This window comes from Pseudomonas solani, assembly GCF_026072635.1.
GTDB lineage: Bacteria > Pseudomonadota > Gammaproteobacteria > Pseudomonadales > Pseudomonadaceae > Metapseudomonas > Metapseudomonas solani.
Window position 1 is genome coordinate 172,357 of record NZ_AP023081.1, and the last position, 13,575, is coordinate 185,931.

Below are 13,575 nucleotides of genomic sequence, written 5' to 3' on the forward strand. Positions count from 1 at the left end.
TCAAAATGCTGGCCATCCGGCCTGGGGCCAGCCCTTTTTCCAGTGGATACAAGCTGTTACTGTACCTGTCGAAACGCCCGTCCGACGGCTCCCGCCGAGGGCCCAGAGAAGATGAAGCCGGCGGCTGGCCCGTCCGAGGTTCCCATGCCCTGCCAGGCTCACGACCCCACCCCAGACCACCCTGCCATGGACCGGACACACGCCTGATGCGTCGCCTCCTCCTCCTGCTGATCAGCCTGGCCGCCAGTGGCCCGGTGGCCGCGACCATCAGCGAGAGCCATGGCTATGCCCAGTTCGGCGCACTCAAGTACCCCGAGACCTTCAGCCACTTCGACTGGGTCAACCCCGACGCCCCCAAGGGCGGCACCCTGCGGGTGATGGCCTTCGGCACCTTCGACACCCTCAACCCTTACACCTTCAAGGGCAGCAGCCCGGTCTCCACGCCCAACTTCCTACAATACGGCGTGACCGAGCTGAACGAGCCGCTGATGGCCGGCACCGGGGCCTACGACCCCTCGGGCGACGAGCCGGCGTCCAGCTACGGGCTGATCGCCAGGAGCGTGGAGTACAACGAGGACCGCAGCTGGGTGGTGTTCAACCTGCGCCCGGAAGCACGCTTTCACGACGGTCAGCCGATCACCGCCTACGACGTCGCCTTCTCCTACCGCACCCTGGTGAGCAGCGGCCACCCGCAGTACCGCACCAGCCTGCAGGAAGTGCAGCGGGTCGACATCCTCAACCGCCACCGCATCCGTTTCGTGCTCAAGCGCGCGGGCAACCCGCTGCTGATCCTGCGTCTGGGCGAGATGCCGGTACTGCCGCAACACTATTGGAAGAACCGCGACTTCAAGGCCACCAGCTTCGATGTGCCCCTGGGCAGCGGCCCCTATCGCATCACCCAGGTACGCCCCGGGCGCGGGCTGGTGTTCGAGCGGGTCAAGGACTGGTGGGGCGAGAAGCTGCCGGTGAACCGCGGCAAGTACAACTTCGACCGCGTCGAGGTGGAGTTCTACCGCGACAGCAACGTCGCCTTCGAAGCCTTCAAGGCCGGCGAATTCGATTTCTACATCGAGCACCAGGCGAAGAACTGGGCCAACGGCTACCGCTTCCCGGCCATCGCCCGGGGCGACGTGATCCGCGCGGAGATCCCCCACCAGATTCCCACCCAGACCCAGGCGCTGTTCATGAACACCCGCCGCGCGACCTTCCAGGATCGCCGCGTGCGCGAGGCCATGGGCCTGATGTTCGACTTCGAGTGGACCAACCGCGCGCTGTTCAACAACGCCTATGCGCGGGCCCGCAGCTACTACCCCAACAGCGAGTTCGAGGCCACCGGCAAACCCGAAGGCCAGGAGTGGCTGCTGCTTTCGCCCTACCGCGAGCAGCTGCCGGCGAAGCAGTTCACCGAGCCCTTCAAGGTGCCGGAAACCGATGGCCGTGGCATTCCCAGGGAAACCCTGCGCCGTGCATTGGGTCTATTGGCCGACGCCGGCTGGAAGCTCTCCGGCCAGCGTCTGCTCAACAGCCGTGGCGAACCGCTGCGTTTCGAAATCCTGCTGGTCAATCCGAACCTTGAACGCATCCTCCAGCCCTACAGCGAAAACCTCGCCAGCATCGGCATCGACGTCACCCTGCGGACCGTCGACCGCGCCCAGTACAAGCAACGCCTGGACCATTTCGACTACGACATGATCCTGATGACCCTGGCCCAGACCCTCAGCCCCGGACTGGAGCAGTCGCTCTACTTCCACTCCAGCCAGGCCTCGGTGAAGGGCAGCAAGAACTACGCGGGCATCGCCAACCCGGTGGTGGACGCCATGGTCGAGAAGCTCCTCGGCGCCCAGACCCGCGACGAGCAGGTGGCCGCCGGCCGCGCCCTGGACCGCACGCTGCTCTGGCAGCACTACAGCATTCCCAACTGGTACATCAACTACCACCGCCTGGCGTACCGCAACAGGTTCGCCTTCGTCACCACGCCGCCCTATACCCTGGGCCTGCGCGCCTGGTGGCTGAAGCCCACGGAGAAATCCCGATGAGCAAGACCCTGCGCTCCCTTTGCCTGAGCGGCTGCGGCGCATTGCTGCTGACCCTCGCCGGTATCGCCCATGCCGAGCCCCGGCACGCGATCACCCTCTACGACGAGGCACCCAAGTACCCGGCGAACTTCAAGCACTTCAGCTGGGTGAACCCCGACGCGCCCAAGGGCGGCACCTTGCGCCTTTCCGGCTACGGCGGCTTCGACAGCCTCAACGAGTTCATCCCCAAGGGCACCGCGGCGGGCCAGCTGGGGCTGATCCACGACACCCTGACCTACCACTCCCCCGACGAGCCCTTCACCGAATACGGGCTGCTCGCCGAGAAGATCGAGAAGGCGCCGGACAACAGCTACGTGCGCTTCTACCTGAACCCCAAGGCACGCTTCAATGACGGCACCCCGGTGACCTCGGACGACGTGGTGTTCACCTTCAACACCCTGGTCGAGCACGGCGACCCGATGTACCGCCACTACTACTCCGACGTGGCCCAGGTGGTGGCCGAGGACAAGCAGCGCGTGCGCTTCGACTTCAAGCACCCGGGCAACCGCGAATTGCCGCTGATCCTCGGGCAGATCCAGGTGCTGCCCAAGCACTGGTGGGCCACCCGCGACTTCTCCAAGAACACCCTGGAGCCGCCACTGGGCAGCGGCCCCTACCGCATCACCAAGGTGGACGCCGGACGGGCGATCCGCTTCGAGCGGGTCAAGGACTGGTGGGGCAAGGACCTGCCGGTGAACCGCGGCTACTACAACTTCGACGTCATCACCGTGGACTACTACCGCGACATGTCGGTGGCGCTGGAGGCCTTCAAGGCCGGCCAGTTCGACTTCAACCTCGAATACTCCGCCAAGGACTGGGCCACCGGCTACGACAGCCCGGCCCTGCGCGCCGGCAAGATCATCAAGCAGGCCATCCCCAACCACAATCCGGTGGGCATGCAGGGCTTCGCCTTCAACATCCGCCGGCCGCTGTTCCAGGACCGCCGCGTGCGCGAGGCCATCGCCTCGCTGTTCGACTTCGAGTGGACCAACAAGCAGCTGTTCTTCGGCTCCTACAAGCGCACCCGGAGCTTCTTCGAGAACTCGGAAATGGCCGCCACCGGCCTGCCCAGCGAAGCCGAGCTGAAGATCCTCGAACCCTTGCGCGGGCAGATCCCCGACGAGGTCTTCGGCGAGGTGTTCCAGCCGCCGGTGAGCGATGGCAGCGGCATCATCCGCGAGCAGAAGCGCCGCGCCTACAAGCTGCTCACCGACGCCGGCTACCGCATCGAGAACGACAAGATGGTCGGCCCCGACGGCAAGCCCCTGGCCTTCGAGATCATGATCGCCCAGGCCAACCTGGAGCGGGTGATACTGCCGTTCAAGCGCAACCTGTCCGAGCTGGGCATCGACCTGACCATCCGCCGCGTCGACGTCTCGCAGTACATGAACCGCCTGCGCTCGCGGGACTACGACATGGTCCCCGGCACCTGGGGCCAATCCAACTCGCCGGGCAACGAGCAGATGGAGTTCTGGCACTCGCGCAGTGCCGACAGCGCCGGCAGCCGCAACTTCATCGGCCTGCGCGACCCGGCCATCGACAAGCTGGTGGAGGGCCTGATCCGCGCCGACTCGCGGCAGAGCCTGATCGACCACTCCCGCGCCCTCGACCGGGTGCTGCTGTGGGGCAATTACGTGGTGCCCAACTACTACGTGGACACCTGGCGCGTGGCCTACTGGAACCAGTTCGACCGCCCCGCCACCACGCCGCTCTATGACTTCGGCATGCTCACCTGGTGGAAGAAGCCCGACGCCAAGGCCGACGCCCCCGAGCAGGCCGACGCTGACGCCGCCCCGGCCGACACCGCACAGACCGAGGAAGCGCAGTAATGCTCGCCTACATCCTGCGGCGCCTGCTGCTGATCATCCCCACCCTGTTCGGCATCCTGCTGATCAACTTCATCATCATCCAGGCCGCCCCCGGCGGTCCCGTGGAGCAGATGATCGCCAAGCTGGAAGGCTTCGACGCGGCCGCCGGCGGGGCCACCGGGCGCATCTCCGGCGGCGGCGCCGAGGTCTCCGTGGCCGGCTCCAACTACCGCGGCGCCCAGGGCCTGGACCCGGAGCTGATCAAGGAAATCGAGAAAATGTACGGCTTCGACAAGCCGGCCCACGAACGCTTCTGGCTGATGATCAAGAACTACCTGCACTTCGACTTCGGCAACAGCTTCTTCCGCGACGCCAAGGTCACCGACCTGATCATCGAGAAAATGCCGGTGTCGATCTCCCTGGGGCTGTGGAGCACGCTGATCATGTACCTGGTCTCGGTGCCCCTGGGCATCGCCAAGGCGGTGCGCCACGGCAACGCCTTCGACGTCTGGACCAGCACCGCGATCATCGTCGGCTACGCCATACCCGCCTTCCTCTTCGCCATCCTGCTGATCGTGCTGTTCGCCGGCGGCAGCTACTACGACTGGTTCCCCCTGCGCGGGCTGACCTCCAACAACTTCGACGAGCTGAGCCTGGGCGGCAAGCTGCTGGACTACCTCTGGCACCTGGCGCTGCCGGTGCTGGCGCTGGTGATCGGCAACTTCGCCACCCTCACCTTCCTGACCAAGAACAGCTTCCTCGACGAGATCAACAAGCAGTACGTGATCACCGCCCGCGCCAAGGGCCTGTCGGAGAACCGCGTGCTCTACGGCCACGTGTTCCGCAACGCCATGCTGCTGATCATCGCCGGCTTCCCCGCCGCCTTCATCGGCATGTTCTTCACCGGCTCGCTGCTGATCGAGGTGATCTTCTCCCTCGATGGCCTGGGCCTGCTGAGCTTCGAATCAGCGCTGAACCGCGACTACCCCGTGGTGTTCGGCACCCTGTTCATCTTCACCCTGCTGGGACTGATCGTGAAACTGATCGGCGACATCACCTACACCCTGGTCGATCCGCGCATCGACTTCGAAAGCCGGGAGGGCTGACATGCAACTCTCGCCAATCAATCGACGTCGCTTCGAGCGCTTCAAGGCCAACAAGCGTGGCTGGTGGTCGCTCTGGCTGTTCCTCGTGCTGTTCATCGCCAGCCTGGGCGCCGAACTCATCGCCAACGACAAGCCGCTGGCCGTGCGCTACGACGGCGAGTGGTACTTCCCGGTGTTCAAGCGCTACCCGGAAACCGCCTTCGGTGGCGAATTCCCCCTGGAAGCCAACTACAAGACGCCCTACATCCGCGAGCTGATCGCCGCCAAGGACGGGCAGATGATCTGGCCGCCGGTGCCCTTCAGCTACGAGACCATCAACTACGACCTCAAGGTGCCGGCCCCCGCGCCGCCCTCCGCCGACAACCTGCTGGGTACCGACGACCAGGGCCGCGACGTGCTGGCGCGGGTCATCTACGGCTTCCGCATCTCGGTGCTGTTCGCCCTGACGCTGACCATCCTCAGCTCCATCATCGGCGTGATCGCCGGCGCCCTGCAGGGCTTCTACGGCGGCTGGGTGGACCTGGCCGGGCAGCGCTTCCTGGAAATCTGGTCGGGCCTGCCGGTGCTCTACCTGCTGATCATCCTGGCCAGCTTCGTGCAGCCGAACTTCTGGTGGCTGCTGGGCATCATGCTGCTGTTCTCCTGGATGAGCCTGGTGGACGTGGTGCGCGCGGAGTTCCTCCGCGGCCGCAACCTGGAGTACGTGCGCGCAGCCCGGGCGCTGGGCATGCAGAACGGCGCGATCATGTTCCGCCACATCCTGCCCAACGCGATGGTCTCGACCATGACCTTCATGCCCTTCATCCTCACCGGCGCCATCGGCACCCTCACCGCCCTGGACTTCCTCGGCTTCGGCCTGCCGCCCGGCGCGCCGTCCCTGGGCGAACTGGTCTCCCAGGGCAAGGCCAACCTGCAGGCCCCCTGGTTGGGCATCAGCGCCTTCGCCGTGCTCGGCGTGATGCTGACCCTGCTGGTGTTCATCGGCGAAGCCGCCCGCGATGCCTTCGACCCGAGGAAGTGAGATGAGCGAGAACCTGATTGAAATCCGCGACCTCGCGGTCGAATTCGTCACCGGCCAGCACACCCAGCGGGTGATCGAGGGCGTGAGCTTCGACATCCGCAAGGGCGAGACCCTGGCCCTGGTGGGCGAGTCCGGCTCGGGCAAGTCGGTCACCGCGCACTCCATCCTGCGCCTGCTGCCCTACCCGCTGGCCCGTCACCCCGCCGGCAGCATCACCTACGCCGGCAAGGACCTGCTCAAGCTGCCCGAGGCCAAGCTGCGCGGCATCCGCGGCAACCGCATCGCCATGGTCTTCCAGGAGCCCATGACCTCGCTCAACCCGCTGCACAGCATCGAGAAGCAGATCAAGGAAGTGCTGGCCCTGCACAAGGGCATCAGCGGCAAGGCCGCCACCCAGCGCACCCTGGAGCTGCTGGAGCTGGTGGGCATCCCGGAGCCGGCCAAGCGCCTCAAGGCCTACCCCCACGAACTCTCCGGCGGCCAGCGCCAGCGGGTGATGATCGCCATGGCCCTGGCCAACGAGCCGGAGCTGCTGATCGCCGACGAGCCGACCACCGCGCTGGACGTCACCGTGCAGCTGAAGATCCTCGAGCTGCTCAAGGAACTGCAGGCCCGCCTGGGCATGGCGCTGCTGCTGATCACCCACGATCTGAACCTGGTGCGACGTATCGCGCATCGCGTATGTGTCATGCAGCGCGGTTGCATCGTCGAACAGGCGTCGTGTGAAGAATTGTTCCGTGCACCGCAGCATCCCTACACCCGGGAACTGCTCGCCGCCGAGCCTTCGGGCAAGCCGGTGGACAGCCCGCAGGGGCCGCCGTTGCTGGAAGTTGACGACCTGCGTGTGTGGTTCCCGGTGAAAAAGGGATTGCTGCGACGCACCGTCGACCATGTGAAAGCCGTGGACGGCATCGACTTCACCCTGCACCAGGGCCAGACCCTGGGCATCGTGGGTGAAAGCGGTTCCGGCAAGTCCACGCTGGGCCTGGCGATCCTCCGGCTGCTCGGCAGCCAGGGCGCCATCCGCTTCCAGGGCCAGCCCCTGGATGGGCTTTCGCAGAAGGATGTACGGCCGTTCCGGCGCCAGATGCAGGTGGTGTTCCAGGACCCCTTCGGCAGCCTGAGCCCACGCATGTGCGTGGGCCAGATCGTCGGGGAAGGCCTGCGGATCCATGGCATGGGCACCGAGGCGGAGCAGGAACAGGCCATCATCGACGCGCTCCTGGAGGTAGGACTGGACCCGGAAACCCGGAACCGCTACCCCCACGAGTTTTCCGGCGGGCAACGGCAACGGATCGCCATTGCCCGGGCATTGGTGCTGAAACCGGCGCTGATCCTGCTGGACGAGCCCACTTCGGCGCTCGACCGGACGGTGCAGCGCCAAGTGGTGGAGTTACTGCGTTCGTTGCAGGCCAAGTACAACCTGACCTACCTGTTCATCAGCCATGACCTGGCGGTGGTCAGGGCCCTGAGCCACCACCTGATGGTGGTCAAGCACGGCAAGGTGGTTGAACAGGGGCCTGCCGAGGCGATCTTCGCCGCACCGCAGCACACTTATACGAAGCAGTTGCTGGAAGCCGCATTCCTGGCCCCGGTAACTGCCAATTAACCAGAAGAGGAAGAACGCACATGGGTTTTCTCGCCGGTAAGCGCGTACTGATCGTTGGCGTCGCCAGCAAACTGTCCATCGCATCGGGCATCGCTGCTGCCATGCACCGTGAGGGCGCCGAGCTCGCCTTCACCTACCAGAACGAAAAGCTGAAGGGCCGTGTGGAAGAGTTCGCCGCAGGCTGGGGTTCCAACGCCGACCTGTGCTTCCCTTGCGACGTCGCCAATGACGACGAGATCGCAGCCGTATTCGAAGCCCTGGGCAAGAAGTGGGACGGCCTGGACATCATCGTCCACTCCGTCGGCTTCGCCCCGGGTGACCAACTGGATGGCGACTTCACCGACGTCACCACCCGCGAAGGCTTCCGCATCGCCCACGACATCAGCGCCTACAGCTTCGTGGCCCTGGCCAAGGCCGGTCGCGAGCTGATGAAGGGCCGCAACGGCAGCCTGTTGACCCTGTCCTACCTGGGCGCGGAACGCACCATGCCCAACTACAACGTGATGGGCATGGCCAAGGCCAGCCTGGAAGCGGGCGTCCGCTACCTGGCCGGCAGCCTCGGCCCGGAAGGCACGCGCGTCAACGCCATCTCCGCCGGCCCGATCCGCACCCTGGCTGCCTCCGGCATCAAGAGCTTCCGCAAGATGCTCGCCGCCAACGAGAAGCAGACCCCGCTGCGCCGCAACGTCACCATCGAGGAAGTCGGCAACGCCGGCGCCTTCATCTGCTCCGACCTGGCGTCGGGCATCAGCGGTGAAATCCTCTACGTCGACGGTGGCTTCAACACCACCGCCATGGGCGCAATCGAAGACTGATCTCCCCGGACGTGAAAAAGCCCGCCTGATGGCGGGCTTTTTCATGGGCGCTCGAAACGCACCGGTGCTCAACCTGTCGTCCGGACGTAGCCCGGGCTTTAGCCCAGGGGATCGAGACACAGAAGACACAGAAGCTCCACCCTCCCCTTTTCTCCGGGCATGAAAAAGGCCGCTTCGCAGCGGCCTTCTCCAAATCACGCAAGGGCGATCAGAAACGCTCGACCTTGGCTTCGGCTTCCAGCTGGCGGCGGTAGGCAGCGAAATCCTGCTGACCGCTGCGCGAGGCGAGGAAACGGGCGTACATGGCCTTGTCCTGCTCGGACAGGGCGTCTTCAGGCTGGCTCACACCGTTCAGGCGGATCACCACGTAGTCGCCGTTGCTCAGCTTCAGGGAGGAGAAGGTCGGCTTGTCGGCCGACTCCGGCTTGCCCATGCGGAACAGCGTCTGCAGCAGGGCCGGGTCTACACCCTCCTGGCTGCGGGTGGCGGCTTCGACCACGTTCCAGGTCTGGCCTTGCGGCGCCTGGGTGGCCGGGGTCTTGCCTTCACGCAGGCTGGCGAGCAGCTCGTCGGCCTTGGCCTTGACGGCTTCGCTGGCCTTTTCCTGGGTCAGGTGCTGGCGGATGCTGTCGCTGACGGACGCCAGTTCCAACTGCTGGGGCTTGCGGTGTTCCTTGGCACGCAGGACGACCACGGTGTCCGGGTCCAGCTCGATGGCACCGCTGTTGCCGCCGTCTTCCAGCACTTCAGGGCTGAAGGAAGCCTGCAGCACCTGGCGGTTGGCGGCCAGGCCTTCGCCGCCTTCACGGCCGAAGGGGGCGCTGGTCTGGACCTTGAGGTTCAGCTCCTGGGCGGGTTGGGCCAGGTCGGAGGCTTCGAACGCGGAGTCTTCCAGTTCCTTGGTGGCCTCGACGAAGCGCTGTTCGACCTGCTGGGTCTTCAGCTCGCGGACCATCTTCTCCTTGAGGCTGTCGAAGCTCGGCACTTCAGGTGCCTGGATCGCCAGCAGCTTGATCAGGTGCAGGCCATAGGGCGTGGTCACCGGAGCGGAGACTTCGTCCTTCTTCAGGGCGTAGAGCGCGTCCTCGAAGGCCGGCTCGTAGACACCACGACCGGCGAAGCCGAGGTCACCCCCATTGGCGGCGGAGCCCGGGTCCTGGGACAGCTCCTTGGCCAGGGCGGCGAAGTCTTCGCCCTTGTCCAGGCGCTGCTTGATCTCGTCGATCTTCGCCTTGGCCTGCTCGGCGGTCTGCTGATCGTTCACTTCGATCAGGATGTGGGCCGCGTCGCGCTGCTCGGAGAGGTTGCCGATCTCCTTGTCGTACTGGGCCTTGAGGTCGTCTTCGCTGACCTCGACCTGACCGAAGAAGGCTTCCTTCTTCAGCTCGACGTATTCGAGCACGACCTGCTCGGGGCTCATGAACTGGCCCTTGTGCTCGTCGTAGTAAGCCTGGATTTCTTCGTCGCTCACCTGGACGGCCTTGGGATCGGCCTTGAAGGTCAGGGTGGCGAAATCACGGGTCTGCTTCTCCAGACGGGCAAAGGCGCGTACTTCTTCGTCGGTGACGAAGCCGCTACCAGCCAGGCCGGCGCGAAGCTGGCCGACGAGCATTTCCTGCTCGAGCATCTGGCGGAACTGCAGGCGGGTGTAGTTCATCTGGCGAATCACCTGATCGAAGCGATCAGAGTTGAATTTGCCATCGACCTGGAATTCGGGAGTTTGCAGGATCAGTTGATCCAGAGCGGGTTGCGAGAAGGCGAAGCCGGATGACTTGGCGCCTTGCAGCAGCAGCTTACGCTCGATCAGGCCCTTGAGGGCGGCTTCACGCAGCAGCTTGTCGTCGAGCTGGGAGGCGTCGAAGTCCTTGCCCAGTTGCTGCATCAGCTGGCGGCGCTGCATGTCTGCGGCCTGGCTCAGTTGGTCGAGGGTGATTTCCTCGCCGTTGACCTTGGCAGCGTCCTGGCGGTTGCTGGTGGCATTGAAGATGGCATCGAAGCCCGTCAGCGCGAGCAACGCGATGATGACGCCGATAATGGTCTTGGCAATCCATCCCTGTGAATTGTCCCTGATGTTCTGCAGCATGCGTCCCCCAGAAACGGCTGTACCAAAAAACCAGCCGCGCAGCGCGGGTAGAGTCCATATATAAGAAAGGCGCATCCGAGGATGCGCCTTCTCTCTTAACTGGCGGAGCGGTCGGAAGCTAAGGCTTCCAGGACGCGAGGTATTCCTCGTGGTCTACCGCTCCGCTGCCAGCCGGGACAAAGCCCCTGCTGGAAGGGCAAAGCCCGAAAGACGCTTAGTTGACGGCGTCTTTCAGAGCTTTACCAGCTTTGAAGCCAGGGATCTTGGCAGCAGCGATCTTGATCGGCTTGCCAGTCTGCGGGTTACGGCCAGTGCGAGCAGCGCGCTCTTTCACAGCGAAAGTACCGAAACCTACCAGCACCACGGAATCACCAGCCTTCAGAGCGCCAGTGACGGATTCGATAACTGCGTCCAGCGCACGGCCAGCGACAGCTTTCGGGATATCAGCAGATGCGGCGATGGCATCGATCAGTTCCGACTTGTTCACTCTTAAGTCCCCTTATTTCTGTTGAGTTTGTTTCTTAGTTGTTTGGTGTAAGCAAAGCGGGTGCTGGATAGCCTGCTGACACACGAGAGCCGCTTTATAACAAGGGCTCGAAAAATGTGTCAAGAAAGCCCCCCGGCTAATGCGTGCTGATTCGCTCCTTGGAATCAGACTCGCGCTTGTCATCCTTTGCAACCATCTCGGGAGCCGCATCGGGCAAGGGCTCCGGGGCGTATTGCAGCGCAATTTGCAGGACCTCGTCAATCCATTTAACAGGTTTAATGGCCAGGTCTTGCTTGATATTTTCGGGAATCTCTTTCAGATCACGAACATTCTCTTCGGGAATGATCACGGTCTTGATCCCACCCCGGTGAGCAGCCAGCAATTTCTCTTTCAACCCACCGATTGCGAGTACTTGACCACGCAGGGTGATCTCACCGGTCATGGCCACATCGGCCCGCACGGGAATCTGCGTCATCGCCGAAACCAGCGCGGTGCACATGCCGATGCCGGCGCTCGGACCGTCCTTCGGCGTCGCCCCTTCGGGCATGTGGATGTGAATGTCGCGCTTCTCGTGGAAGTCCGCAGGGATACCGAGGCTTTTCGCACGACTGCGCACAACCGTCAGCGCGGCAGTGATCGACTCCACCATCACATCGCCGAGGGAGCCGGTCTTGGTCAGCTGCCCCTTGCCGGGGACCACAGCGGCCTCGATGGTCAGCAGTTCGCCACCGACCTGGGTCCAGGCGAGCCCGGTGACCTGGCCGATCTGGTCCTGCAGCTCGGCAAGGCCGTAGCGGAACTTGCGAACGCCGAGGAAGTGCTCGAGGGACTCGGCGGTGACCAGCACCTTGAAGCGCTTCTCGCGGGCATGCTCCTTGACCGCCTTGCGGCAGACCTTGGCCAGTTGCCGCTCGAGGCTGCGCACCCCGGCCTCGCGGGTGTAGTAGCGGATGATGTCGCGGATGGCCGCTTCGTCGAACTCCAGCTCGCCCTTCTTCAGGCCGTTGGCCTGGGTCTGCTTGGGTGCGAGGTACTTGGTGGCGATGTTGACCTTCTCGTCCTCGGTGTAACCGGGCAGACGGATCACTTCCATGCGGTCCAGCAGCGGTGCCGGAATGTTCATGGAGTTGGCGGTGCACAGGAACATCACGTCGGAAAGGTCGTAATCGACTTCCAGGTAATGGTCGTTGAAGTTGTGGTTCTGCTCGGGGTCGAGCACCTCCAGCAGCGCCGAGGCGGGGTCGCCGCGCATGTCGCTGCCCATCTTGTCGATTTCGTCCAGCAGGAACAGCGGGTTGCGCACCCCAACCTTGGTCATCTTCTGGATCAGGCGACCCGGCATGGAGCCGATGTAGGTACGACGGTGACCGCGAATTTCAGCTTCGTCACGCACGCCGCCCAGGGCCATGCGGATGAATTTGCGGTTGGTGGCACGGGCGATGGACTCGGCCAGCGAGGTCTTGCCTACGCCGGGCGGGCCGACCAGGCAGAGCACCGGGCCCTTGACCTTCTTCACGCGCTTCTGCACGGCGAGGTATTCGAGGATGCGGTCCTTGACCTCTTCGAGGCCGTAGTGGTCGGCGTCGAGAATGTCTTCGGCCTTGGCCAGATCGAGACGCACCTTGCTCTCGGCCTTCCACGGCACATTGACCAGCCAATCGATATAGGAGCGTACGACAGTGGCTTCAGCGGACATCGGCGACATCTGCTTCAGCTTGTTCAGCTCGGCATTGGCCTTGGTCAACGCCTCCTTGGTCAGGCCAGCGTTATCGATGCGCTTCTTCAGCTCCTCGATCTCGTTGTGCCCTTCATCGATGTCGCCCAGCTCCTTCTGAATGGCCTTCATCTGCTCATTCAGGTAGTACTCGCGTTGGCTGCGCTCCATCTGTTTCTTCACGCGACCCCGGATACGCTTCTCGACCTGCAGCAGGTCGATTTCGGCATCCAGCAGCGCCAGCACGTGCTCGACACGCTCGGGCAGCTCGGTGATTTCGAGGATTTCCTGCTTCTGCTCGATCTTCAGCGCCATATGGGCAGCCATGGTGTCGACCAGACGCCCGGGCTCATCGATGCTGTTCAGCGAAGACAGGACTTCAGCGGGCACTTTCTTGCCCAGCTGTACATACTGCTCGAACTGGCTGAGCAGGCTGCGGGTGAAGACTTCGGACTCGCGCTCGCCGGCGTCGACTTCCTCGATGAGGGTCACCTCGGCACGGCAATGGCCGTCCACCTCGGTGAAACGCTCGATGGAGCCCCGCTGCTCACCCTCCACCAGCACCTTGACGGTGCCATCGGGCAGCTTCAGCAGTTGCAGGACGGTCGCGACGGTGCCAACACGGTACAGGGCATCTTCGCCCGGATCGTCATCGGCCGGATTCCTCTGCGCCAACAGAAGAATTTGCTTGTCCCCGGTCATCGCGGCTTCGAGGGCCTCGATGGATTTTTCACGGCCCACGAACAGTGGGATGACCATATGCGGATAGACCACGACATCACGCAATGGCAGGAGAGGCAATTCAACGGTTGTCTTCATGATTTCAGCTCTACAGCGGCCAATGGCCGGTAACAGAT

General features: G+C 63.9%; 9 protein-coding genes. 6 read left to right on the forward strand and 3 right to left on the reverse strand.

The genetic code is table 11. The annotated features are described in order from the left end of the window. The first annotated feature begins 206 nt into the window (after positions 1 to 206). Genes PSm6_RS00825 through fabI form a run of 6 tightly spaced genes read left to right on the forward strand, consistent with a single transcriptional unit; the run spans position 207 to position 8,434 of the window. Positions 207 to 2,036, forward strand: coding sequence for an extracellular solute-binding protein (locus PSm6_RS00825; RefSeq protein ID WP_021221800.1), 1,830 nt, complete (start codon positions 207 to 209; stop codon positions 2,034 to 2,036). After that, positions 2,033 to 3,904, forward strand: coding sequence for an extracellular solute-binding protein (locus PSm6_RS00830; RefSeq protein WP_043243321.1), 1,872 nt, complete (start codon positions 2,033 to 2,035; stop codon positions 3,902 to 3,904). Before PSm6_RS00825 ends, PSm6_RS00830 begins: the two co-directional genes overlap by 4 nt. After that, positions 3,904 to 4,989: a microcin C ABC transporter permease YejB gene (locus PSm6_RS00835; protein ID WP_184488008.1), complete on the forward strand. Its 1,086-nt coding sequence runs from the start codon at positions 3,904 to 3,906 to the stop codon at positions 4,987 to 4,989. Before PSm6_RS00830 ends, PSm6_RS00835 begins: the two co-directional genes overlap by 1 nt. Position 4,990: 1 nt before the next feature. Continuing rightward, positions 4,991 to 6,010 (forward strand): ABC transporter permease, encoded by a 1,020-nt coding sequence (locus PSm6_RS00840; protein ID WP_263400788.1) that lies wholly within the window; start codon positions 4,991 to 4,993, stop codon positions 6,008 to 6,010. 1 nt (position 6,011) lies between these two features. Beyond that, the gene (locus tag PSm6_RS00845) at positions 6,012 to 7,619 is read left to right on the forward strand and encodes an ABC transporter ATP-binding protein (RefSeq protein ID WP_184488006.1); all 1,608 of its coding nucleotides are present in this window, start codon (positions 6,012 to 6,014) and stop codon (positions 7,617 to 7,619) included. Between the two features lie 20 nt (positions 7,620 to 7,639). Further along, positions 7,640 to 8,434 carry an enoyl-ACP reductase FabI gene (gene fabI / locus PSm6_RS00850; protein WP_043243326.1) on the forward strand — a complete coding sequence of 265 codons (795 nt, stop codon included), beginning with the start codon at positions 7,640 to 7,642 and terminating at the stop codon, positions 8,432 to 8,434. A 208-nt stretch (positions 8,435 to 8,642) separates the two neighbouring features. Here fabI and PSm6_RS00855 read toward each other — a convergent pair whose 3' ends face one another. From PSm6_RS00855 to lon, 3 genes are all read right to left on the reverse strand, one after another. After that, the gene (locus PSm6_RS00855; RefSeq protein WP_265169281.1) at positions 8,643 to 10,517 is read right to left on the reverse strand and encodes a SurA N-terminal domain-containing protein; all 1,875 of its coding nucleotides are present in this window, start codon (positions 10,515 to 10,517) and stop codon (positions 8,643 to 8,645) included. 214 nt (positions 10,518 to 10,731) lie between these two features. Beyond that, complete coding sequence (gene hupB, locus PSm6_RS00860; protein ID WP_003087931.1) at positions 10,732 to 11,004, reverse strand: nucleoid-associated protein HU-beta; 273 nt, start codon at positions 11,002 to 11,004, stop codon at positions 10,732 to 10,734. 136 nt (positions 11,005 to 11,140) lie between these two features. Next, entirely contained in the window at positions 11,141 to 13,537 is a 2,397-nt protein-coding gene (gene lon / locus PSm6_RS00865; RefSeq protein ID WP_043243329.1) for an endopeptidase La, read from the reverse strand. Between the last annotated feature and the right edge of the window lie 38 nt (positions 13,538 to 13,575).

Coding starts and splice junctions, on each gene's coding strand:
- PSm6_RS00840 (WP_263400788.1), top strand. CDS start 4,991: ATGCAACTCTCGCCAATCAATCGACGTCGCTTCGAGCGCTTCAAGGCC.
- PSm6_RS00855 (WP_265169281.1), bottom strand. CDS start 10,517: ATGCTGCAGAACATCAGGGACAATTCACAGGGATGGATTGCCAAGACC.
- PSm6_RS00830 (WP_043243321.1), top strand. CDS start 2,033: ATGAGCAAGACCCTGCGCTCCCTTTGCCTGAGCGGCTGCGGCGCATTG.
- PSm6_RS00845 (WP_184488006.1), top strand. CDS start 6,012: ATGAGCGAGAACCTGATTGAAATCCGCGACCTCGCGGTCGAATTCGTC.
- PSm6_RS00825 (WP_021221800.1), top strand. CDS start 207: ATGCGTCGCCTCCTCCTCCTGCTGATCAGCCTGGCCGCCAGTGGCCCG.
- lon (WP_043243329.1), bottom strand. CDS start 13,537: ATGAAGACAACCGTTGAATTGCCTCTCCTGCCATTGCGTGATGTCGTG.
- fabI (WP_043243326.1), top strand. CDS start 7,640: ATGGGTTTTCTCGCCGGTAAGCGCGTACTGATCGTTGGCGTCGCCAGC.
- PSm6_RS00835 (WP_184488008.1), top strand. CDS start 3,904: ATGCTCGCCTACATCCTGCGGCGCCTGCTGCTGATCATCCCCACCCTG.